The organism is Flavobacterium sp. CSZ (genome assembly GCF_015350725.1).
Taxonomy (GTDB): Bacteria; Bacteroidota; Bacteroidia; order Flavobacteriales; family Flavobacteriaceae; genus Flavobacterium.
This window is the reverse complement of the sequence record NZ_JADKPQ010000023.1, coordinates 1-24987: the sequence shown is the minus strand read 5'-3', so window position 1 is coordinate 24987 and position 24987 is coordinate 1. Positions and strand designations below refer to the sequence as shown.

The 24987-nt window shown below is 34.3% G+C and carries 17 protein-coding genes and 1 other RNA gene; 10 read left to right on the top strand and 8 right to left on the bottom strand.

The window, feature by feature from the left end:
- Positions 1-16: 16 nt before the first annotated feature.
- A complete protein-coding gene (locus IRZ78_RS21990; protein ID WP_194618896.1) occupies positions 17-1267 on the bottom strand; it encodes a DEAD/DEAH box helicase in 1251 nt (416 codons plus the stop codon).
- A gap of 133 nt (positions 1268-1400) precedes the next feature.
- Positions 1401-2438 carry a formimidoylglutamase gene (locus tag IRZ78_RS21985; protein ID WP_194618894.1) on the bottom strand — a complete coding sequence of 346 codons (1038 nt, stop codon included), beginning with the start codon at positions 2436-2438 and terminating at the stop codon, positions 1401-1403.
- Positions 2439-2537: 99 nt separating this feature from the next.
- Here IRZ78_RS21985 and IRZ78_RS21980 point away from each other — a divergent pair, with 99 nt between their 5' ends.
- Positions 2538-3416 (top strand): hypothetical protein, encoded by an 879-nt coding sequence (locus tag IRZ78_RS21980; protein ID WP_194618892.1) that lies wholly within the window; start codon positions 2538-2540, stop codon positions 3414-3416.
- 230 nt (positions 3417-3646) lie between these two features.
- Here IRZ78_RS21980 and hutI read toward each other — a convergent pair whose 3' ends face one another.
- Positions 3647-4885, bottom strand: a complete 1239-nt coding sequence (hutI, locus tag IRZ78_RS21975) for an imidazolonepropionase (RefSeq protein ID WP_194618890.1) — start codon at positions 4883-4885, stop codon at positions 3647-3649.
- A gap of 135 nt (positions 4886-5020) precedes the next feature.
- The gene (locus IRZ78_RS21970) at positions 5021-6079 is read right to left on the bottom strand and encodes a glutaminyl-peptide cyclotransferase (RefSeq protein ID WP_194618888.1); all 1059 of its coding nucleotides are present in this window, start codon (positions 6077-6079) and stop codon (positions 5021-5023) included.
- A gap of 88 nt (positions 6080-6167) precedes the next feature.
- On the opposite strand from IRZ78_RS21970, the gene ffs reads away from it, so the two are divergent.
- Positions 6168-6265, top strand: an RNA gene (gene ffs / locus IRZ78_RS21965) — signal recognition particle sRNA small type.
- A 276-nt stretch (positions 6266-6541) separates the two neighbouring features.
- Entirely contained in the window at positions 6542-7345 is an 804-nt protein-coding gene (locus IRZ78_RS21960) for an SDR family oxidoreductase (RefSeq protein WP_194618886.1), read from the top strand.
- Positions 7346-7372: 27 nt separating this feature from the next.
- Here the strand turns inward: IRZ78_RS21960 and IRZ78_RS26435 are convergent, their stop codons facing one another.
- Positions 7373-8680 carry an ATP-binding protein gene (locus IRZ78_RS26435; RefSeq protein WP_347349842.1) on the bottom strand — a complete coding sequence of 436 codons (1308 nt, stop codon included), beginning with the start codon at positions 8678-8680 and terminating at the stop codon, positions 7373-7375.
- A gap of 314 nt (positions 8681-8994) precedes the next feature.
- Between IRZ78_RS26435 and fsa the strand changes: the two genes are divergently transcribed.
- Positions 8995-9651, top strand: a complete 657-nt coding sequence (gene fsa, locus IRZ78_RS21950) for a fructose-6-phosphate aldolase (RefSeq protein ID WP_065449355.1) — start codon at positions 8995-8997, stop codon at positions 9649-9651.
- Between the two features lie 91 nt (positions 9652-9742).
- Positions 9743-10240, top strand: coding sequence for a hypothetical protein (locus tag IRZ78_RS21945; protein WP_194618873.1), 498 nt, complete (start codon positions 9743-9745; stop codon positions 10238-10240).
- Positions 10241-10367: 127 nt separating this feature from the next.
- On the opposite strand, the gene IRZ78_RS21940 is transcribed toward IRZ78_RS21945, so the two are convergent.
- The 3 genes from IRZ78_RS21940 to IRZ78_RS21930 form a co-directional block, all read right to left on the bottom strand.
- Positions 10368-11837 (bottom strand): MFS transporter, encoded by a 1470-nt coding sequence (locus IRZ78_RS21940; RefSeq protein WP_194618871.1) that lies wholly within the window; start codon positions 11835-11837, stop codon positions 10368-10370.
- Positions 11838-12013: 176 nt separating this feature from the next.
- Positions 12014-12715: a LytTR family DNA-binding domain-containing protein gene (locus tag IRZ78_RS21935; protein ID WP_194618869.1), complete on the bottom strand. Its 702-nt coding sequence runs from the start codon at positions 12713-12715 to the stop codon at positions 12014-12016.
- A complete protein-coding gene (locus IRZ78_RS21930) occupies positions 12705-13757 on the bottom strand; it encodes a sensor histidine kinase (RefSeq protein ID WP_194618867.1) in 1053 nt (350 codons plus the stop codon). Before IRZ78_RS21930 ends, IRZ78_RS21935 begins: the two co-directional genes overlap by 11 nt.
- Before the next feature lie 270 nt (positions 13758-14027).
- On the opposite strand from IRZ78_RS21930, the gene IRZ78_RS21925 reads away from it, so the two are divergent.
- The 5 genes from IRZ78_RS21925 to IRZ78_RS21905 all read left to right on the top strand — a co-directional run bounded on the left by IRZ78_RS21925 (position 14028) and on the right by IRZ78_RS21905 (position 24849).
- On the top strand, positions 14028-17216 hold the full coding sequence (locus IRZ78_RS21925) for a SusC/RagA family TonB-linked outer membrane protein (RefSeq protein WP_194618865.1): 3189 nt from the start codon (positions 14028-14030) through the stop codon (positions 17214-17216).
- An 11-nt stretch (positions 17217-17227) separates the two neighbouring features.
- The gene (locus IRZ78_RS21920; RefSeq protein WP_194618857.1) at positions 17228-18748 is read left to right on the top strand and encodes a SusD/RagB family nutrient-binding outer membrane lipoprotein; all 1521 of its coding nucleotides are present in this window, start codon (positions 17228-17230) and stop codon (positions 18746-18748) included.
- A gap of 89 nt (positions 18749-18837) precedes the next feature.
- Positions 18838-19863, top strand: coding sequence for a glycosyl hydrolase family 18 protein (locus IRZ78_RS21915; RefSeq protein ID WP_194618847.1), 1026 nt, complete (start codon positions 18838-18840; stop codon positions 19861-19863).
- 350 nt (positions 19864-20213) lie between these two features.
- A complete protein-coding gene (locus IRZ78_RS21910) occupies positions 20214-23261 on the top strand; it encodes a SusC/RagA family TonB-linked outer membrane protein (protein WP_194618845.1) in 3048 nt (1015 codons plus the stop codon).
- Positions 23262-23271: 10 nt separating this feature from the next.
- Positions 23272-24849, top strand: a complete 1578-nt coding sequence (locus tag IRZ78_RS21905; RefSeq protein ID WP_194618836.1) for a SusD/RagB family nutrient-binding outer membrane lipoprotein — start codon at positions 23272-23274, stop codon at positions 24847-24849.
- Positions 24850-24987: the final 138 nt, after the last annotated feature.

The window sequence follows — 24987 nt, the reverse complement described above, 5'->3', positions numbered from 1 at the left end:
TCAATTGCTCATAGGGCTAGTACCAGCGTTTTTTATTTTGCTTAGAAGCGTTTGATTTTCTTGATTTGTGAGCACCACCGCTTCGGTTTGAATTTTTAGGTTTTTCTGCCGCTTCTTCAGGACTTCCTGCGTGCCATTGATAAGGATGATCCGTAATCGTTTTTACGTCTACTTTTATCAATTTCTGAATGTCTTTCCAGTAACCATGTTCGTCTTTGCTGCAAAACGAAATCGCAACTCCGCCGTTTCCGGCACGACCAGTACGTCCAATTCTATGTACGTAAGTTTCAGGGATATTAGGTAAGTCAAAGTTTATTACAAAAGGCAATTGGTCAATATCAATTCCTCTTGCCGCGATATCTGTGGCAACAAGGACACCAACTTCTTTGTTTTTAAAGGCATCTAAAACACGTTGTCTTGCATTTTGCGATTTATCTCCGTGAATCGCCTCAGCAGGGATATCTTTTTTGCGCAATGCTTTTACCACATTATCAGCCCCGTGTTTGGTTCTCGAAAAAACCAATACGTTCGATAAATCTTCGTTTTTTATAAGATGATATAATAAATTTCTTTTTTCTGTTTTTTCAACAAAATAAACACGTTGTTCTACGTTTTCTGCTGTAGATGAAACCGGAGAGACTTCAACTTTTGCAGGATTCTGTAAAAACATTTCGGCCAATTCGCGAATAGCAATAGGCATTGTTGCAGAAAACAATAAAGTCTGACGGTTTTTTGGAGTAAGTTTTACGATCTTCTTTACATCATTGATAAAGCCCATATCTAGCATTTGATCTGCCTCGTCTAAAACCAAAGTGTGCAAGTGATCTAAATCAAGGAAACCTTGTTTTTGTAAATCCAGTAATCTTCCTGGCGTAGCGACCAAAATGTCAACTCCGTTTTTCAATGTATCAACTTGAGGATTTTGCGAAACCCCACCAAAAATCGTCAATTGAGTCAGGTTGGTGTATTTGGCATAAGTATCAAAACTTTGCCCAATCTGAACCGCTAATTCACGTGTTGGAGTAACTATTAAGGCGCGAATTACTTTGGCTTTTTTTGATGAGCCTACAATTCGGTGTAATTGATGTATAATTGGAATTGCAAATGCCGCAGTTTTTCCTGTACCGGTTTGGGCACAACCAATTAAATCCCTTCCTGCCAAAACAATCGGAATAGACTGTTCCTGAATAGGAGTAGGGTTTAGGTAGCCTTCTTCAAATACGGCTTTTTGTATACTTTTTGAAAGTGATAAATCTTCGAATAACATATCTTAGGTATTAAGAATTTAGTTTTAAGTACTAAAATTCTGTGCAAAGATAGCTTTATTCGATCAATCGTTTATTTGATTCTTGGTTTATTTGGCAAATGAACTCGTTTTCAGTCAGTCATCTTTCAATAAATTACTCTTTTTCGTTGTTGGCTTTGATGAAATCAGTGACTAAATAACCAATTAATTTTCCAATTAAATTATTGTTTGGAGAATCGGCCAGATCCGGAGCTCCTTCGCAAATATGCAAATAGGTGGCGTTTCTGTGCTGTCCAAAAAACGAAATAAACTGACGTAATTCTTCTACCGAAAATCCGCTGATTGTCATGGCACTGCTGGCAATATTAGGAATCGCGTCAAGATCAATTTCGATCCCAAAAGAATCTGTTTTGATAAACTCTAATGCCAAAGCCATCTCCCTGTCAAAATCTTTTTCTTTGCGAATATTCACACTGTCGTAAGTATTGTAACGAACGCGGTCTTCTAATTTTTTGATAATGTCTAAAACACTTTTTGAAGTATAGTTTTCGTGTAAACCAAAAATGAAGTATTTTTTTAAGAAACCTTCTTCGTAAGCGTAAGAAAATCCATTTCCGCTATGACGGCCTTCCAAAATCCTGAAATCAGAATGGGCATCAAAATTAATGGCATTTATAGGTTTTCCTTTGGCTAAAGCCGAACCTTTTATATTTCCGTAAGCATTATTATGACCTCCGCCTATAATTATTGGCGTTTTTCCTGCTTTTATGATTGTAAAAATAATATGAGAAACTTCTTTGTCTACTTTTTCGACTAACTGACTTAATTTTGAACGGTCGTCGATATCGTTAAAATCCAGATTTTCTACTTCGCGCATTTCTTCAGCAACATTAATATGTCCTAAGACAATAATCTGGCTGCCTTTGGAAAAACGATTGTGTTGTATATTGGCAATACTTTTTATAGCGCTTTCCCATGCCGATGCTGCTCCGGGCCTGCCGTAATTGGCTCGCACACCAATATCTTCCGGAATTCCGAGAAGCACATATTTAGCTTCGCTTTCTTTTAGAAAAGTAATTTTATCAACTCCTTTAGGGATGATAATCATCTTTTCTCCAAATTTTATTTCACCACTTCGATGATTTGTAACTTTTGCTAAATCATTAATAGTAAACGGGACTAATTTCTCCATGAAAAAAATTTATTTTCCAAAAATAATATAATTGTAGTAACTTACGTTATAACCTTATATTAATTCTTAAATTTGTTTTAAAGAAAAATTTTTTTAAATATGGAAAACCCAAAGAACAACAACTCAAGTCTAAAAGCGGTAATCGCAGTTTTAGCAGTCCTACTAATTGGTAGCTTAGTGTATATTTTTAAATTATCGTCTGATACAGACGTGGTTAAGACAGAACTTACAACAACTTTAACAGAGAAAGAGTCTGTTATGAAAGATCTGCAAGAGTTAAAAACAACTTATGATGCTGCAATCGCTGAAAATACTTCTATGTCTGATGAATTAATTCAGGAAAGAGACAAAGTAGTAGCTTTGATGGATGATTTGAATAAATCAAAAGGTGATGTATCTAAATTTAGATCTCAGGTTCAGGCAATGCAAGGTAAAATGAAAACTTTAGTTGCTGAAAATGATGAATTGAAAAAACAAAATGGTGTTTTAACAACTCAGAGAGATAGTACAATTGTAGTTTTAGGTGAGTCTAAAAAATATAACGAAGTATTAGTAGGTCAAAACGAAGAATTGGCTAAAACTGTTGAAAAAGGAGCTAAATTATCTGTTTTGAATACAAAAACAGCTGCTTACAAATTAAGAAGCTCAGGAAAACAAATTGAAACTGATAAAGCAAGTCGTGCTGATGTTTTAAAAATTAGTTTTACTGTTGCTGAAAACCAAATCGCTAAATCTGGTGATAAAACGTACTATGTACAAGTTATTGATTCTAAAAACAATGTTTTAGGAGATAAGAAAACAGAAAATTTTGGTGATAATACTTTAACTTATAGTTTTAAAACTACTGTTAAATATGAAAACAAAACAGTTAACGTAAGTGAAGACTTACCAGGTAAAGATTTTGCTAAAGGAACTTATTTTATCAATGTTTTTGATAATGATGAATTAGTTTCTAAAACTAGCTTTAACTTAAGATAATACAACGTTGCTTAGGTAATAATACCACTAAAAATTAAAGGTCTGTGAAGTTTCACAGACCTTTTTTTATGGGATCAAGATTGTTTTTGGAATAAAAAAGAACAATAAAATCTTATGGAACCATTAATTTTTTTTACCATTAAGATATTAAGTTTCATTAAGCTGTAAAACTTAAATTTCTTAATATCTTAATGGTTTAAAAAATAAAAACTTGATTTTTGGCTTAATTTTTAAGCTAAAATTTCACCTTCAATAAAAACACTTTCTATTAGATTACTGCCAAAAGCGTATGGAATCTGGTAGTATGATGAAATAGGTTTTGTCAGGATCAAATTGGCTTTTTTGCCTTTGGTGATGCTTCCGTGGGTTTTTGAAATTCCCATTGCGTACGCACCGTTTATAGTCGCTGCATTGATTGCTTCCTCAGGGGTCATTTTCATTTTGATACAAGCTGTAGCCACCACAAAATTCATATTTCCAGATGGAGTAGAACCGGGATTAAAATCGGTTGCTAAGGCTAATGGAAGTCCTGCTTTTATTATTTCTCTTGCTGGTGTGTAGGGAATACTTAAAAAGTACGAGCACGATGGTAATGCTACAGGCATTGTTTCTGTGTTTTTTAAAGCTTCGATATCTTCCGGGTTCATAATTTCGAGATGATCGACAGAAAGGGCCTTAAATTTAATTCCGGCTTGTATTCCGCCAATAGAATTAAATTGATTAACGTGAATTTTTGGCTTTAAGCCGAAATTTATTCCTGCCTGCATAATTTGTTCTGTTTCTTCTACAGAAAAATAACCTGTTTCGCAGAAAACATCAACATAATCAGCTAATTTGTTTTGAGCAATTTCAGGCAGCATTTTAGTGATGATTTCATCGATATAACCCGCTTTATTATCCTTGTAATGTACAGGAAAGGCGTGTGCACCAAGAAAAGTAGCTTTTATAGCAATTGGATAGTTCTCAGCCAGTTTTTTAATGACACGAAGCATTTTGAGTTCGCCTTGGATAGTTAAGCCATATCCGGATTTTATTTCCACTGCCCCAGTTCCTAAATTCATTACTTCTTCTAATCGAATTTTTGACTGCTCGTAGATTTCTTCTTCCGAAGTTTCGTTGAGTTTCTTGGCTGAATTTAGAATTCCACCGCCGCGATTCGCTATTTCTTCATAAGTAAATCCGTTAATGCGGTCTACAAATTCCTGTTCGCGATTGCCAGCGTATACAATATGGGTGTGACTATCACACCAGGTTGGCATTATAACTCGTCCTGTCGCATCAATTACTTTATCTGCATTGATTTCAGGAAGATTTTCCATTGATCCAAAATCAGCAATAAGATTATCTTTTATAATTAAGAAAGCATTTTTGATAGTAGGAAGTTCTGCCATTTCAGCCCCCGAAACTTTATCAATTGCAGTTTCGCGAACCTGAAGTAATTCTTTTATGTTTTTGATAAGGGTAATCATTGTATAGATTTATTATGGAATGCTATTTAATATGGAAAAAAAACAAAACACAAATTTTACAAATTATCACTAATTATTCGTGAAAATCTGTGAAATTCGTGTTTATTGGAATTTGGAATTTTAAAAATTTGGAATTTAATTTTCGGAAACTGTTATTTCAAACATTTTGCTCCAGTTTTTACCCGTTACAAAAATGGTTTTAGTTTTAGGATTGTAAGCAATTCCGTTTAAAACATCATCTTTGGTTATTTTGGCATCCATAAATTTTCTCAAACCAGACATGTCTAAAATTCCCTCAACGGCTCCTGATGTAGGGTTTACAACTGCAATAGCATCTTTAAACCATACATTGGTATAGATTTTTCCATTAATCCACTCTAACTCATTAATGGCTTTAATTTTTGAAGTTCCTGAATATACATTGATGTAATCTACCATTTTTTGAGTGGCAGGATCCATTTTCCAGATTTTCTCAGTTTTATCTGTTTGGTAAATGTATTTTCCATCATTTGTCATTCCCCAGCCTTCGATGTCTTTTTCGTAAGCAAAGGTTTTTTCCAGTTTTAAAGTATTAGCATCATAGATAAAACCTTTCTTATTTTGCCAGGTCAATTGAAACAATTTGCCGTTGATAAAGGTAATGCCTTCTCCAAAATATTGTTTATCAAGATCAATTTGTTTGTAAACTTTTCCTGTTTTATAATCGTATTTTCTAATGTACGAAGCGCCTTCTTGTCCTGTACTTTCGTACAAAGTGTCTTTGTAAAACTCTAAACCTTCAGTAAAAGATAAGGTATCGTGAGCATATGTATTTACGATCTTATATTTTAAAGCTTTTGGTTCAACATCAGATACTAATTCGATTCGTTTGGTTGCATCAGAAGAGTTTGATCCAAAATAAACAGTTGCTTTTAGATATTGGTATCCTAATTTTTGATCTTTTAAAGGGAAATTAAATTTTGAAGCTCCTTTTGTGCTTCCCACTTTTTTATCATTAACAAAGTAAACAATGCTGTCGATTTCTTTCGAATTTGGGTTCAAAATTCCAACAGAAAGTGCTTCTTTTTGGGTAAAATGAGCAGGAAAAGCAGAATCATCGATATTAAATAAAGAATTTTCACCTTTATTTTTATCTCCACATCCAATTAATGTGATTCCTAATAAAATGACAGTTAGGAAGTTATATTTTTTCATAGTTTAAAATTTGAATAAGCCAATATACGACGATATTTTTATAGCAACAAAGGTCTTGCAAAAATATAAAAAGATTGTATATTTGCACCGGCAAGTCCTACACGACCAGCTCCTGCAGACTCCCCCAGGATGGGAACATAGCAAGGGTACGTGGTTGAGCGGTGCGATGTAGGTCGCTTGCCATTTTTTTTATTCCCGATCTTTCGGGATTTTTTTTAGAATTAATTTAAAAGTGGTCTTCCTTATGGAGGATTTTTTTATTTTTGGTATTTCGTAAGTTAAAAGTTATTGGAGTAATCCTAAAACCTGTGGAGGGATAAAAAAAGTTAACCGCAAAGAACGCTAAGTTTTTTTACTCTTTTTTTTGGGAAAAGGCAAAGTTCGCAAAGCTTTGTGAACTCTGCGGTAAAAAAAAATAGTAATCTCTCATAACCTATAACTCAAAACTCATAACTTTTCAAAATGAATAAAGTCGTTTTAATTACCGGAGGATCCTCAGGGATTGGAAAATCAATTGGAGAATTTTTGCAAAAAAAAGGTTTTGTAGTCTACGGAACGAGCAGAAATCCTGAAAAAGTCCTGAATTCAGTTTTTCCATTGGTGGCTTTGGATGTTCGTAATGCTGAATCTATAAAATCAGCGGTGGCTAAAATCATTGCCAATTCAGGTCGGTTAGATGTGGTGATTAATAATGCAGGTGTTGGAATTACTGGTCCTCTGGAAGAAATTCCGACAGAGGAAATCAGGAATAATTTTGAAACCAACTTTTTTGGACCAATTGAAGTTATGAAAGCGGTGTTGCCACAAATGCGCGAGCAAAAATCAGGTTTGATTATTAATATTACTTCGATCGCCGGTTATATGGGATTGCCTTACAGAAGTGTTTATTCGGCTTCTAAAGGAGCATTAGAGTTAATCACTGAGGCTTTGCGTATGGAAGTAAAGTCATTTGGAATCGAAATTACAAGCATTGCACCAGGCGATTTTGCTACTAATATTGCTTCGGGGCGTTATCATGCGCCGGTTATAGAGGGTTCAGCTTACGCAAAAGTCTACGGAGACAATCTTGCAACGATGAATGAACATGTAGATGCGGGAAGTAATCCTAACGAAATGGCCGAAGCGGTGTATAAAATCATGCAACAGAAAAAGCCAAACGTACACTATAGAGTGGGGGCGTTTATGCAGAAGTTTTCGATTGTTTTAAAACGTGCACTTCCTGATAAAGTGTATGAAAAAATGCTAATGAACCATTATAAAATATAATAAATGGACGGGGAGCAAAATTTGAAGTTATTCTGCAGGAATAAAAATGTCAAATTTTGCTCCCTGATTTAAAACGCCTTCTGCTTTAATAAATCCGTTGTGATTTTCTACAATTCGTTTTACGATTGTTAGGCCAATTCCGGTGCTTTTTAAAGGTTTTGTATGCAATGCCTGAAAGAGCCCGAATATTTTTTCGTTGTACAATTGGTCAAATCCAATACCATTATCAGAAATGGTTATTTTATAATATTTAGTAAGCGGCGAAAGCTTGTCGAGCTGACCATTTGTAATTTCTGCAGCTACTGTAATGATTAAATCTCGGTCAGGACTGGCGAATTTCAATGAATTGCTAATCAGGTTATAAAGTAATTGTCTGAATTGAAATTCGATTACAGAGAGTTTACCTAATTTCTGTATATCAAAAACTACATTTTTGTTTTCGAACTCGTCTGTAAGATCTTCGATAACATCTCTGACTATGTTGTTTAAGTCTTTTACTTCGAACTTTCTGTCATCAAATTTTGTTTTAGAATAAATCAAAAGGTCGTTGATCAGGTTTTGCATTCGGTACGCTGACGTTTTGATTTTATGAAATGCAGTTTTGCCTTTTTCGGATAAATTAGTGACTTCTTCGCGTTCAATAGTGTCGGTAAAAAGCTGAATTTTACGCAAAGGCTCCTGAAGATCATGACTTGAAATATAATTGAAAGCCTCCAGTTCACTGTTCATTTTCTCGAGCGAAAGATTTTTCTCGATGAGTTTTTTCTTGAAATCTGAGTTTAATTTTTCGGCTTCATTTTTTTCGACTTGAGTTTTTTCAAGCAGATGGGTTTTTTCTTCGAGAATTTTTTTGCTTTCTAGTTTTTGTTCTATTGCTGCAAGGTGAAATGAGATAAGTTCAGCAAATAAATTGAACATTTCACTGATTTTAAACTCTTTAAGGTTGTTTGGTTTTGGGTCTATGGCGCATAATGTACCAAAGAAACTCCCGTCCTGACGTATAATGGGTACTGAAATGTAGCTTTGTAATTTGTACATAGCAGGAGTATGGTGGTTGTGATACTCTTTGTCTTCACTTACATTATCAATTATGACAGGTTTTGGGTTTTGCCTGATTTCGTCGCAAATTGTTGTTTTTATTTTTAATTCGTCTCCGGGTTTTAAGCCAAAAAGTACATTGTCCTGAACGCTGCAGGTAATCCATCGATCCTCAGTAACTCTTGCTATTGCTGCGAAACCCATTCCGGTTGTTTGGCAAATAACGTTGAGTAGATTGGGGACAATTGATATGTTCTCAATGTTGATTATATCTTGTTTGAAATGATCTTCTAGCACTTGTATGGGAGGGATTTTTAATTTTTTAAAAGTACAAAAATAAAACTAGTTTTTCGGCTAAAGGTGTTTTGACTATAATTAAGGTATTTAGAATTATTTTTTACTTTTTTATTTTATGGAAATTATAAATTGTAATTTTGCACCGAATTTTGCGTGAGGGATTACTTCACTTAGTTTTTATTTTTAATAAGAGTTCGGTGAACTTCGTTTGAGGCGGTATTCTTTTGTGAAGTGAAACGAAACAAAAGATAAAGCCGAAAGCCCGCCCCGGAGGGACACGCCCAAAACAGGAACACAATTAAATAGATATAATTATGAAATTTTTTATTGACACAGCTAATTTAGCTCAGATTAAAGAAGCACAGGCTTTAGGTGTTTTAGATGGTGTAACAACTAACCCGTCTTTGATGGCAAAAGAAGGAATTACCGGAAAAAACAACATTTTGAAGCATTATGTAGATATTTGCAACCTTGTTGAAGGTGATGTAAGTGCTGAAGTTAATGCGCTGGATTATGATGGAATGATCAAAGAAGGTGAAGAGTTAGCTGAATTACACGACCAAATTGTAGTGAAATTACCTATGACTAAGGAAGGTGTAATGGCTGCGAAATATTTTTCGGATAAAGGAATTAAAACTAATGTAACACTTGTGTTTTCTGCAGGTCAGGCTTTATTGGCTGCAAAAGCAGGAGCTACTTATGTTTCTCCTTTTATTGGTCGTTTGGATGATGTTTCTACAGACGGTTTGAATTTAATTCAGGAAATTAGAGAAATTTATGATAATTACGGTTACGAGACTCAAATTTTGGCAGCTTCTGTGCGTCATACAATGCATATTGTAAACTGTGCTAAAATTGGTGCTGATGTTATGACTGGACCTCTTTCTGCAATTTATGGATTGTTGAAACACCCGTTGACTGATATTGGATTGGCTCAGTTTGTAGCTGATTTTGAAAAGGGAAATAAATAAGAATCAGATCTTTATAAGTTAAAAATCGTCATCCTTGTAAAAAGGGTGACGATTTTTTTTTTACTTTTATGTGTCTCAAAAAGAAATACATATGAAAAAAGTTGTACTGGTTTTTGTGTTTTTGTTCATTGGTTTATCGATTAGTGCACAAGCTGCTAAAATAAAAAAAGAGGTTAGTGAGGCTGGCGATGTAGCGAGTTTTGAACTGGATTGTTCATTGCAATTTCAGACGCTTGCAAAAGGCTTGCGTTATAATATTACGCGACACGAATTTAAAGGTCCGGAATTGAAAAATTCCTACCGATTGTTGCTGGTAATGGATGGTTTTTATTCGAAAACACTCAATAAAACCATGACTATTTCGGCTGTTTTAAGTGACGGAACGATTATCGAGGCCAAAAAAATCATTGAAGATGACGGTTTTTTTGATGGTGCCTGTACGTTGAGAATAAAAGATCCAAAAGCGCTCTTAGAGGCCAATATTGATAAGGTTATTGTTCATGCTGATAAAGATGTTGTTTATACCTTATCGGAGCAAAATAAAACTACTTTTAAAAAGAATCTGAGCAATATTATTAATGCTAAATAGGATGGGCAAAGGTTCAAAGGTACAAAGGGGCAAAGGTTATTGGGTGATATTTTAGAGCAAAAAAAATCCCAAATTCCAATTTTGTGGATTGGAATTTGGGATTTTTTTTATGTTTTTATAATTTGTCTTAGTGACCTCCGCCACCGCCTTCAACATGGTTAATTCCTTGTCTTTTTAATATTTTAGGACAGTAGAAACCGTAGAATCCTAAATAGGCAAAACCAAGTAAGGGAACGATGTAAGAGAAGTGTGTCCAGGTGATTCCGAAGATTCCTCCAGGGCTTGTAAGGTCGATATCGCAGATGCTTCCTTGAATTAATGGAATAACCCCTCCTCCTAAAATCATCATAATTAAGAACGAAGATGCTTTTCCTGTGTTTTTACCTAATCCTGCGATCGCTAAATCGAAGATTGATGGCCACATGATAGATAGGAATAAACCTCCTGAGATAAAGAAGAATTTAGCAATTGATGGGTCTGGCCAGGCTAATCCGGCAAGCATCATTAATAATCCTGATATTCCGAAAAGCATTAAAGTTTTTCCGGCATTTTTACCACCTACAAAACTTACGGCTATAAATAATAAAATCCAGATTGGGTAAATGTAAAATGCAGAAACATCGTGTGCAGCAAAAATGTTAGCTCCAATAATTACTCCAAAGGCTAATGCAGGAACAATGAATTTTAATGCTGTATTTACAAGGTTTGAAGTGTTGAAAACGTTAACACCACCATTCCAGCGACCAATCATTAAGCTTCCCCAGTAAAGGGCAATAAAAGGTGCGATGGCATCTTCGAGTACATTACCGAATTCTGCAGTATGCAATAAAGCTGGTAAATTACTAATGATTGTTACCTCAGTACCAACGTAAATAAAGATTCCTAACATTCCCAAATATAGTTGTGGATAATCTGAAATGTTGAATTTTTCGTGTGCTACTTTAACTACTTCTTCCTCTTCTTTTGCAGGATCTTCGATTTTAGAGAAGTTCATGAAAATGGCCACTGCAATAAAAGCAAGTCCTAAAATGATGAAAGGCAGTTTGATATCTTCTAATGAAAGTGAAGTGTTTTTGTTGTCACCCATTCCAAACAAAGCAATTCCTAAAAGGATAGCTCCAATGGTTGTCCCGAAAGAGTTGATACCTCCGGCTAATGTTAAACGGTGCGCTCCTGTTGCAGGACTTCCCATTTTAATGGCCAATGGATTGGCTACAATTTGCTGGATTGAAAATCCTAAACCTACAGTAAATAAAGCGGTTAAGAAAAATGGAAAACTTTCCATTGTTGCAGCAGGAATGAATAAAAATGATCCAACTGCTGAAAGAAGTAAACCTGCAGAAAGGGTTTTTTTATATCCGAATTTTTGTAAAACGTCTAATTTTAAAGATACTAAAAAGAAAATCATTGATCCTACAAAGTACGCCGCATAAAATGCCCAGGCTACTAATTGTGATTGAACCTGAGATAAAGTAAATACTTTTTTGAATACGGGAATCAGGATATCATTGGCCGAACCAACAAAACCCCAAAAGAAGAAAACAATTATCAACGAGATAAACTGTCCCCATTTGGTTTGAACATTTTCTGAACTCATAATTTAAGAGGTTAATTTTTTATTTTATTGTTTTTTGAAGACCGTAAATATATTTGTTAAGTATATCAAAAAAAAATAAAAAGGCACAAATAATGTTAAATTTAAACCAACGGCGTCATTTTTTCAACAATGTGTTAATTTTTACCGACTTAGAAAATGAATTTAAAAGTTAAAGTTTATTCTAAAATTTTGTTTTTGACCTCTTTGCTGTAGTTTCTGCCTATCGGAATGGTATAAGATTGTATCTGAATACGGTTTCCTTCGATAGATTTCACCTTATTTAAGGCAATTACGTAAGATTTATGGATGCGCAAAAAGCGATCAGCAGGTAATTCTTCTGACAAAGATGTCAGTGATTTATGGGTAATATAGGTTTTATCAGGAGTAACTACTTTGATGTATTCTTTCATTCCTTCGACAAATAGAATTTCTTCAATATTAATTTTCATCATTTTTTTATCGACCTTGATAAAAATATGCGAATCGCCTTTTGTGGTTTCGACTTTAATATTGTTTTTTAAATTGTACTCGGTGGTGATTTTATTAATGCATTTTATAAAACGTGGTAACGGAATAGGTTTTACTAAATAATCTAAAACATCAAGATCATAGCTTTCTGCAGCAAATTCCCTAAAAGCAGTGGTGATGATAACTTTGGTTTTATTTTCGATTAAACTAATGAGTTCAAAACCTGTCATCATAGGCATGTTGATGTCAAGAAATACGGTATCGACAGTAGTACTGTTTATAAAATCGAGCGCTTCCAGAGAATTATTGAATGTGCCAATTACCTCAAAATCTGTAAAATTTGTAAAATAATTTTGCAGGACTTTGATAGCCAATGGCTCATCGTCAATCAACACGCATTTAATCTTCATTATCAATAGGTATTTGCAAACGAATTATATAGTAATTTAACTTCGTTGTATGTTTTAAACTGAAATTGTTTTTGTAAATTAATTTTAATCTTTTTTTTGTATTGACTAAACCAATTCCGCCTTTAGCATTAAGATTTTGTGAATTTACAAAATTATTTAAGATTTCAAAATCTAACAATTTATTGTCGATGACTTTACAATTAATCTTAATTTTTAGATTATTGTTGTTGATTCCTCCGTGTTTAAAGGCGTTTTCGACCAATGAGATGAATATCAATGGGGGTACAACAATATCTTCTATATTCGATTCGAGATTGACTGTAACTTCTACATTCTCAAAGCGTAACTTCTCGATTTCGATATAATTCTGAATATAATCAATTTCTTTAATTAATGGAACAAATTTGGTTCCTTTTACATCATATAAAACATATTCCATCAAATTTGATAGTTTTATAATAACATCCGGAACTTTATCAGAAGATTCTAATGATAAAGCGTATAAATTATTTAAGGTATTGAAAAAGAAATGCGGCTGAATTTGATTTTCAAGGTATTTTAATTTGATTTTAAACTGGTTTTCTCTTAAAGACCTGTTTCGTTCTCTTTCGCGAAGCCATGTCAAAGTAAGGTAAACAGATGATGCCATAGCCAGAACGTACAACTCTCCGATACAAACTGCCAGAATATGATTAATATCAAAAGGATGGTACTCTCTATTGGCTTCCGGCCAGATGTTTTCCGATATAATATAATAGGTCAAAGCTGTTTTTAGCAGATAGATTCCAAAAAGACTTGATATTAATGCGAGGGTATAGGTAATATATTTTTGTTTCAGTACATATTTGGGCACCAAAACAAAAAGGTTAAAATAGACTAAGGGAATGTGCAGTGAGAACTCAATTAAGTTTGATTTAAACGAATAAGGATAGTCATTAAAGTACGCTCCCCATCGTAAAAAGTTAAGAGTGAAATAGCTACCCCAAAACCAAACATGATTTTTAAGCTTAATATCAAATTTTAATTTTTGAATTTCGGTCAACTTTAATTTGGGAATTTAGATTTGGTTGTTTGGTATGCTGGAAATATTGTGCAACTTTAAACAATTACTGGGTAAAACGCAATTCTTTTGAATAAAATTTTATAAAAAAAGACATATTTTGTATTATTAGTGTGGTATATCGTTTTCGTAAAACATATTGTTGATTGTTTTGTGTCGTTCGTTTAAGGTTTTGTGCTGTATGTTTAAAATGTTTTATTTATGTTAATTTTAACAATAAATTTATCGCTTAACCAACAAAACCATAATAAAATGAAACAAATTATGTTAATCTTTATGTTTGTTTTTACGGCGCAGCTCTCGCTTGCTCAGGTAAAAACAATCAAAGGTTTAGTAAGCGATCAAAACGGATTGCCGCTGCCGGGAGTAAGTATTATTATTCAGGGTACCAAAACCGCAACCCAGTCTGATTATGACGGAAAATTTACGATACAAGCATCTGCAGGAGATGTTCTTGTTTTTTCGTTTATCGGAATCAAAACTGAGAAAGTTACTGTAACACAATCAGCTACAGTAAATGTTGTGCTCACAGAAGATGCACAAAACTTAAACGAAGTTGTTGTTACCGCATTAGGTATCAAGAGACAGAAAAAAGAATTGGGTTATGCAGTTCAGGACATTAAAGGTGATCAGCTTAATAAAGTGATTACAACCAATGTAGCGTCGGCACTTTCAGGTAAAATTGCCGGTGTTGATATTTCTATGCCTGCCACAGGAGTTGGAGGGAGCTCCAGAGTTATTATTAGAGGAATTTCAAGTATAGGGGAGAGTAACCAGCCACTTTATATTGTTGATGGAGTTCCTATTGATAACTCAGGTTTGAATAATGACACTGCCGGAGCCAGTAAATGGTTCGACGGAAGAGATAACGGAGACGGAATTTCAAGTCTTAACCCAAATGATATTGAAAGTCTTACTGTCTTAAAAGGTGCAGCCGCATCAGCTTTATATGGTTCAAGAGCGTTAAACGGGGTAATTTTAATTACAACTAAAAAAGGAAGCAAAGGAAAATTACAAGTAGAATTAACAAGTGGTGTTAGTTTTGACCGGGTAAATGCAAAATATGATGATTTTCAAACTGAATATGGTACGGGAGGTCACGGAATTTTGCCAGATCCGACAAAAGCACCTAGCGAAGTTTACGGGTATACAACCAGTGCCTGGGGACCTAAATTTTCAAATAGTATAGGAACACAAGTAAAAATATTTGATGGTTCTATGCGACCTTATGCAAGAGTTGAAAATAATATTCAGGATTTTTTCAAGACCGGTGTTACAACAACAAACGGAATTGCACTTTCTGGAGGAAGTGAAAATGCATTTCTTCGTTTTGGATTCAATAACCTGAAAAATGATGATGTTGTTCCTAATTCTGGTTTAGAAAGAAACAATGCTAGTTTAAACGGTACATTAAAATCAGATAAATTTACTTTAGATGCTAATGTAAATTATATGGTAGAGACTACAAATAACCGACCTGGATTGGGTGATTCACCAAACAATGTGGGGTATTCTTTAAGTGGTCTGGCGCCAAATATTGATCAGGCGTGGTTGAAAAATTATGGAAATCCGGAGACTGGAGAAGTTTATAAATGGAATAATAATATTTATCAATTAAATCCTTATTTAACTGTAGATGCAAACCACAATACTTCTAAGAAAAATCGTTTTACAGGGAATGTTGCCGGAACGTATCAACTAGAAAAATGGGTTGCACTGACTTTTAGAACTGGTTTAGATACTTATATTTTTGATTCTAAAGATTTTATGGTGCCTGGAAGTACATGGCCTGGAAGAGATACTGGTTATCTTAGAGTAGGTGATATCACCGTTTCTGAAATGAATACGGATATCATTGCTACTTTTAGCGGAATTAAATTAGCTAATGATCTGACTTTCTCAGGAATTTTAGGAGCAACTAGAAGAGATTTTAGAAGATCTGAAAATTCTAGTGAGGGAACCAATATTATTCAGCCGGGAACAGAGTTTATTAGTAATTTTTCCACGCAGACAATAAATGCACCAATAGAAACAAGAACAAGAACAAATTCTGTTTACGGTTCTGCAAAATTGGATTATAAAGGGTATCTATATGCTGAGTTTACGGGAAGAAATGACTGGTTTAGCGTTATTAATAAAGATGCTTTCTATCCGGGAGCTTCATTAGGTTTTGTATTCTCGGATGCATTTAACATTCAGGGAGATACTTTTTCTTATGGAAAATTAAGAGCTTCATGGGCAAAAGTTTCTAATGCTCCAGGGGCTTATAAAAATGCATTAAATTATACTACATATTCTTCTTACGACGGGCAAAGTGTTGTAAATGTTAAGAATACATCGGCACCAAATGCAAACCTGACTTTTCAAACGAAAAAAGGAATCGAGTTTGGTTTAGAAACAGCTTTCTTTAAAAACAGATTAAAAGCTGATATAACGGTGTATCGTGAGGATACATCTGATCAAACACTTGATTTAGCTTCTTCATCAACATCAGGATATGAATATCTTTCTGTAAATGCCGGTGAATTGCGTAACGAAGGTATTGAGATCTTTTTATCTGGTTCACCAATAAAAACGAAGGACTTTGAATGGGGAATTGACTTAAACTATTCCAGAAATAAAAACTCAATTCTTTCTTTACATCCTGAAATTAATACCTACACAATTTCTGAGGCTCGTTGGGCTAACGCAGCGATTGTTGCTCAGGTTGGTGGAAAATACGGTACTATCATTGGAAGAGATTTTCAAAGAACACCTTCAGGAGAAATGATTGTAAATGCACAAGGTATGCCTGTATATACAGATAATAAAGTAGTTTTAGGAAAAGGAGTTCCGGATTGGGCAGCGGGTTTAACCAATAGATTTACTTATAAAGGAATCACGCTTCAGTTTTTATTAGATATGAAATTTGGTATGGATGTTTATTCTATGACAAACTCAGTTGCTGCAATGAGAGGATTATTAGATGTAACTACAGAAGGAAGAGATGCGTATATCGCTGCAAGAACACAAGCTGCTGCAAACGATCCTAATTTCGACATCAATAATTGGGTTCCTACCGGTGGTTATGTAGCAAATGGAGTGGTAAATACAGGAACAGCTCAGAATCCTGTTTATGTAAAAAATACCAAACCTGTAGATCCTCAGGAATATTGGAGAAATGTTACAGATGCTACTCCGGCGCCATTTATTTATGATGCTTCATATGTAAAATTAAGAGAGGTAAGTTTAGGGTATAATATACCTAAAAGCGTTTTTGGAGGAGCAAAAATAAATTCAATTTATGTTTCTGTATTTGGAAGAAATCTATTGACATTCAATAAAGATTTACCAAACATTGATCCGGAGTCTATGTATACTTCAGGAAACGGACAAGGTTTTGAATATGGTTCATTACCATCAAGACAATCGTATGGTTTTAATATTAAAATTACATTCTAAAAAAGTAGATTATGAAAATCAAATATATAATAGCCATGCTTGCAGTTTTTACGGTAGTTGGCTGTACAGAAAATTTTGACGAACTGGAAAAAGATCCTGTGGCGTTATCTGCAAATCCGGCAGGTCAGCTTTCATTTACACAATTGTGTATGTCTGGAGACGGATACTATCAGCATAGAACCAATCTAATTTATGCCGGAGGTTTTGTGCAGCATTACTCTGGTTCGTGGGCAGTAACAAACTACGGTGGTAAATTTAATAATTCAGAGGAATATGCAGTAGCCTTATGGAGAAACGTATATGCTCATGAAATGAAAAGTGTTGTAGATATTCTGGATGTAACCGGAAAAGATGCTTCGGCTGTAAATATGAATGCAGTTGCTAAAATTATGAAAGTAATGGTGGCACAGCGATTAACAGATATTTATGGAGATGTACCTTATTCAGAAGCGGGTCTGGCTTTTTCTAAAGGAATTGTAACACCTAAATATGATAAACAACAAGATATTTATGCTTCATTTTTTAGAGAATTAGAAGAGGCCTATAATCAATTAAATGTTGGAAAAGACCTGATCAAAGGAGATTTGTTTTATAAAGGAGATGTTTCTAAATGGAAAAAATTAGCCAACACTATGCGTTTGCGTGCGGCGATGAGAATTTCTGAAGTAAGCCCAGCTGAAGCAGAAAAACAAGCAAAAGCAGCGTTACAAAATGGCGTTTTTGAAAGCAATGCTGATAACTGTATTATGCAGCATTTAGATTTTCCCTTTAGTGATGATCCAGCCAGACTGGACTATAGAGGAAACGGATTGTCTTATGGTTTTATAGGAAATGAGCAGGGAGATCATTTTAGTTCATTACTAATAGATTATTTAAAAAATAACGGAGATCCAAGATTGACTATGATCGCTACTCCTAAAACCAGTAGTAGTATAGTTCCGGGTGCGCCACTACAGCCGGGAGAAACATTGTACGAAGGGGTTAAACCGGGAGTGTTTAGATGGGAGCTTTCCGGAGGATCAAATTCAGCCTCTGGTATACAGCCTTATTTAAAATTAAGAACAACTCCGTTCTTGCACGTAAGTTATTCAGAGAGCCAATTGTTATTAGCCGAAGCTGCTTTTAGAGGATGGGTTTCAGGTTCTGCTGCAGAATATTACAAAAAAGGTGTTGAGGCAGGAATTAAACAATTGTCTATTTATGGTGCGACTCCTGCAAGTCAGGCAAGCATCGACGCTTATGTAAATGCGAAACCTTTATTGCCTGGTACAGAAAAAGAACAAATTGGAACACAAATTTGGATTACCTATCTATTTAATAGTATCGAAGGATACTCGAACTGGAGAAGAACAGGATATCCTCACTTAATACCAATTACAAATTCAGATTCAGGAACGGGTGGTATTGTGCCAACACGTTTGTACTATCCAAGTGATGAACTACAAAAAAATGAAAAAAATTATCAGGAAGCCTTAGCGAGATTAGGAGGAAAGAATGACTGGTTTGGTAAAGTTTGGTGGGATGTAAACTAAAAAATAAATTCCAAATATAAAGTTATGCCTAATGAGGTATTATTTTCATTCTAATTAAAATTACAAACAACAAGTTTAAATTCAAAATTATGATAAAAAATAAAGCCTTATTAGGCATCCTTTTTTTTATAAGTTCCCTTTTTTCAGCATACAGCTGTTCGAGAGAAAAACAACCTGATCCTGTAGATTCAAAAAATAAAACAGCCAGAGTTGTTGGGTATTTATCTTCGGATAATTTTAATAAAATCAATGCTATTCAGTTTTGTCAATTAACGCATCTCAATATCGCGTTTGCAAACCCGGATAAAAATGGAAATATAGTATTTAGCGGAGATCTGGATGCTCTGATTAAATATGCAAAGTCAGTTAATCCTAAAATTATAATTAGTATTTCACTCGCCGGTGGAGTAATATCAGAAGAACAGGCCTCAAATTGGTCTTTTTTAATAGATAAACCAGAAAACAGGCCAGCTTTAATTCAGAACATTGTCAATTTTGTCGAATTGCATCAGTTGGATGGAGTAGATGTAGATCTCGAATGGAATGCTGTGACCTCAGGATATAGTGGTTTTGTAATTGAATTAAAAAAGAGCCTTGCCGAGCGTAAAAAATTATTAACGGCAGCTTTGCCTAATAATTCGCGTTTCGAAAATATAACTCAGGCAGCATTAAATGCATTCGACTTTATTAATATTATGGCTTACGATAGTACGGGCCCCTGGACTCCTGATAAGCCGGGTCAGCACAGCTCTTTTGAGTTTGCTAAAGAAGGAATTGATTTTTGGCATAAACTTCAAAATGTGCCAGGTGATAAATTAACGCTTGGTGTGCCTTTTTACGGCTATAATTTTACCTATCCTGATGTTACCAGTTCAACCTATAATGATATTATAATAGCAGGAACCCAATTTGCAGATCAGGACGAGCTTGGTAAAATATATTACAACGGAAAATCAACCATTGCTAAAAAAGTTGAATTTGCTTCTCAAAATACCGGAGGAATAATGATTTGGGAAATTGCTCAGGATTCTTTTGGCGAATATTCTTTATTAGATGTAATTCATCAAAAATATACAAGCTTAAAAGTGAGAACTACAGGATTGTGTGGCAACTAAATTAAAATTCAAGACTGCATATGTCCTTTAAATTAATAAGATTTTAACTATTCTAAAAATTCTGTTTTATCGAATAAATCCGCCTTTTAAAGTGTTTTTTTGTCGTAAAACTCACATTATTAGGTTTTTATTGTAGATGATGATTTTTTAGTAAATAAGTAAAATAACTGCATAAAACATTGGTAAATAGGTTAAACATAGCACATATATTAATTTGAAAACGTTTTCGTGAAACGGATTATTGATTGATTTATGTCGTTGGTTTAAAATTTAAAGCTGTTTGTATAAAATATTTTTTTTAACAATCCCTTAAGAATAAATTTACACCATAACTAACAAAATAAATAAACATGAAAAAAATTTTCTTAATCTTTATGATTGTTTTTACGGCGCAGGTTTCACTTGCACAAGTAAAGAGTGTCAAAGGTGTGATTACAGATTCTGATGGGTTGCCGTTGCCAGGGGCATCCGTTGCAGTACAAGGAGGTCAAAAAGGTGCTACTACCGATTTTGATGGTTTGTACACAGTTGAAGTGCAAAAGGGACAGACTTTAGTTTTTACTTATGTAGGTCTTGAAACACAAAAAATAGTTGTAGGTGATACCGCTACAATTAATGTTAAAATGGCTGTTGCAGCATCAAATGCTCTTACAGAGGTTGTTGTAACTTCATTAGGTCTTAAGAAAACTAGAAAATCTTTAACTTATTCAGCTCAGGAACTTAAAGGAGAAGAGTTAACTCGTGTAAAAGATGCCAACGTTATCAATACAATTGCTGGTAAAATTGCCGGTGTAGCTGTAACAAAAAGTTCTGGAGGTACCGGAGGATCTACTAAAGTAATTATTCGTGGTAACTCTTCTATTATGAATAGCCAGCCACTTTATGTTATTGATGGTATTCCTTTATATAATGGTTCTTCAAATCAGCCAAATGATTCATTTGGTAGTACTGCCGGAGGTAACCGTGATGGAGGTGATACTGTTTCTTTAATTAATCCTGATGATTATGAAGGAATGACAGTACTTAAAGGTGCAGCTGCTTCTGTACTTTACGGATCTCAGGGAGCAAATGGTGTTATTTTGCTTTCTTCTAAAAAGAATAAAGAAAATGCATCAAATTTAGCAGTTTCTTCTGTTACAACTTTCGAATCGGTGCATTCATTGCCAAAATTCCAGCATGAATATGGAACTGCTAATGCTCAAAAATCTTGGGGAGGAAAAGTGCAGTCAAATGATTTTGAAAAAGATTTTTTTAATACGGGAGTTACACAAATTACTTCATTAGCGTTTACAACAGGAACAGATGTAAATTCAACTAGTTTATCTTATGCTAATACTTCTGCTTCTGGAATTATAGAAGGGAATGGATTAAAGAAAAATAATTTTGGAATTCGTCAGACAGCGAAATTTTTTGATAATAAATTAACGGTTTCTGCTGATGCAAAATATACAACTCAAACTATTGATAACAGACCTGTAAACGGACTTTACTCAAATCCTTTAACAGGAGTATATTTGTTCCAAAGAGGAAATGACTTTAACTATTATAAGGATAATTTTGAAGCCTATCAGCCTGATCGAAATTTATACGGACAAAATTTTTATAGTGCACCAAATGCTGATATTTATGTTCAGAATCCATATTGGTTAATCAATAGAAACAAATCTGTTGATAAGGACAATTTCTTTAACGGAAATATAGCACTAGACTATAAAGCAAACAATTGGTTAAGTATTGGTGCGAGATATAGTTATAACAGAATTGAAAACGATTTTGATAAAAGAATATACGCAACTACCAACATTTCCTTATCTAATATAAATGGTAGATACATCAATGTTGCTACATTAAGCACACAGCGTTATGGAGATTTAATCGCTAAAATCAATACTAATTTCAATGAAAATTTTAGTTTTAATGCCATCATTGGGGCAAGTATAAACAATACATTAGGAAATCATGCCACTACTTTAGATTCTGGTATTGTTGGAGGTCTTGTTAATGCTAACTTGTTTACGTTGGGTAATTTTGGACCTGCAACAGGATTAGATAATTTAAGTCTTCAGGCTACAGGTTCTTCAAGAGAAGTTCAGTCCATCTTTGCGTCTGCAACTTTTGGTTATAAAAACATGTTGTATTTAGATGTTACAGGACGTAACGACTGGTCTTCTACTTTAGTGAATACAGATACTCCATCTTATTTTTATCCATCTGTAGGGGTTACAGCTCTTTTAAGTGAAATGACAAGCATGCCAGAGTGGGTTAATTTTGCTAAAGTGAGAGGAACTTACGCGCAAGTAGGAAATGATATTTCGACTTTTGTAACTACTCCAAAATCAACGATCCAAGGAGGTAATATTCTTTATCCTTCAGTAGGACCAAGACCAGGTGAATCATTAAAACCAGAATTAAAATCAGAATATGAATTTGGTACTGAGTGGAGAATGTTTAATAATAGATTAGGATTTGAGGTTTCGTACTACAACTCAGAAACTAAAAATCAATATGTTCAAGTTGCTGCCCCTGCAACCAATCCTTTTGGTTATGCTAATTATGGAATTAATGCCGGTAGCATTGCAAATCAAGGTTTTGAGGTTGTTCTTACTGGAAAAATCATTGCTGGAGATAAATTTTCTTGGGATACTACTGTAAATTATTCTCAAAATAGAAATAAAGTTAAAGAAATTCCTGAAGAATTAGGAGGTACAATTCCTTTAACTCCTGTAAATAATATCAATTACAGATATGCTTTAACTGAAGGCAGACCTTTTGGAGTTATTGAAGGAAAACATATTGTTAAAAATGATCAGGGAGAAATTGTTTTAGATGATAAAGGAAATGTGTCGTTAGAAGCTGGATTGCGCGAAGTAGGTAATGCAAATCCTGACTTTATGTTAGGATGGTCAAACACATTTAAATTTGGAGCTTTTACAGCTAATTTCTTGATCGATGGACGTTTTGGAGGAGAGGTAATGAGTATTACTGAATCTATGAATGATTTTTATGGAGTTTCAAAAAGAAGTGGAGATGCAAGAAATGCAGGAGGTGTTGCAATAAATGCAGTGAAACCTGATGGTACAAAAGTAACTTCTATGCCTGCTGAGCAATACTATACTACAGTTGCCGGAGTTAACGGAGCTACAGCTGAATATGTGTACGATGCTACAAACGTAAGTTTAAGAGAGGTTTCTCTTGGTTATACTTTCAATAAAAAAGTACTTCCTTTTGTTAATACAGCAACTTTATCATTAATAGCAAGAAACTTATTCTTTATTTATAAAGACGCACCTTTTGATCCAAACATTGCTTTGAGTACAGGTCAAGGCTTACAAGGAGTTGATATTTATGGTATGCCATCAACAAGAAGTATTGGTCTTAATTTAAATGTAACTTTCTAATTAAAATATCATGAAAACAAATAATATAAAAAAATCATTAATCTGTTTTGGTCTTTTAGCCTTAGTTGGTTGTACAGATAATTTCAACGAGATTAATAGCAATCCTGATGCTTTTACACAAGACGAACTAAAACAGGATTTTAATTATATAAAAGGTCCTTTTACGACCATGTTCGATAATGTGATGGTGAATGTTCCGGGTTGGAAGTACCAGGTAGCTATTGACTTGTCTGGAAATAACTGGGGAGGTTACACAACTCCTCCAGGTTTTGATGGAGCTAACAATCTTTCATACGCACTTTCTGATAACTGGAATCTTTGGGGCTGGGAAGCTATGTACACACAAGTTATGGCAAATTACTTAAAAGTTGAAGCTGCAGCTAAAGGTAAATATGATGAGTTTTACGCTCTTGCTACAATTATTAAAGTACAAACTTTACATAAAGCAGCAGATTCATGGGGGCCAATTGTGTACTCAAAATTAGGTACTACTGATGCAACAATTGCATATGATTCTCAGGAAGAAGCTTATGGATTAATGTTTAAAGATCTAGACTTCGCCGTAACAGAATTAACAAAAAGAATCGATGCCGGAGAGAAAAGTTCTTTTACGAATATAGATCGTTCAACATATGAAGGTGATTATAAAAAATGGGTTATATATGCAAATTCATTGCGCTTGAGATTAGCAATGCGTATTGTAAAAGTAAATCCGGCATTAGCTAAAGCTGAAGCTGAAAAAGCCATTAGCCAAAAATTTGGTGTAATGAAAGTTGCAGGCGATAGTTTTATAGTAACTAAGAATGTATCACAGCATCCTCTTAAGGTAGCTGCTTATGAATACAATGACAGCCGTATGTCTGCAGATATGGAGTCTATTATGGGAGGTTACAATGATCCTAGAATGCAGGTTTATTTTGCAACATCTGAGCAAGTTCCTGGAGAATACAAAGGAGTTCGTACCGGAGGAAATCAGGGAGATAAAACCATACATATGACATTCTCAAATTTTGGTAAGATAATAAGAGACGATAAAAGAGTAGTATGGTTGAATACGTCCGAAGTTTACTTTTTAAGAGCAGAAGGAGCTCTAAGAGGTTGGAATATGGGAGGTGACGCTGAAACATTATATAAAGCTGGTATTAATGCATCATTTGATTTGCTTGCTACTGGCGGTGCTGCTGATTATATCGCTGATAATGTAAAAATGGCTAAAGATTATGTAGATCCGGTTGCCCCATCTAATAGTGGTTTAGCGGTAAATAAAGTTACTGTTGCCTGGGATAATGCAGCAAGCAACGAAGTAAAACTGCAAAAAATCATTACTCAAAAATGGATTGCTAATTTCCCTGATGGGATGGAAGCTTGGGCTGATCACCGTAGAACAGGTTACCCAAAATTATTACCAATTCTTAATAATCAAAGTGGTGGTACAGTTACTACTGAATTTGGTGTAAGAAGAATACCTTTTGTTTCTAGTGAAAAAGACGGAAATCCTGGTGGGTATCAAACAGGACTAGCAAAATTAGGAGGCCCTGATAATGGTGGAACCAGAACCTGGTGGGATGTTAATGCTCCAAATTTCTAAAATAAAATATCAAAGAACGATAAGAATTTAAGTTTGGTTAGTAAATGGTATAAGCAATGCAAGTTGCTTATACCATTTCAAAAACCAAAATTGTAAATAGCAAAAAAAGAAAAAGAAATGAAAAGTGCTTTAGAAATA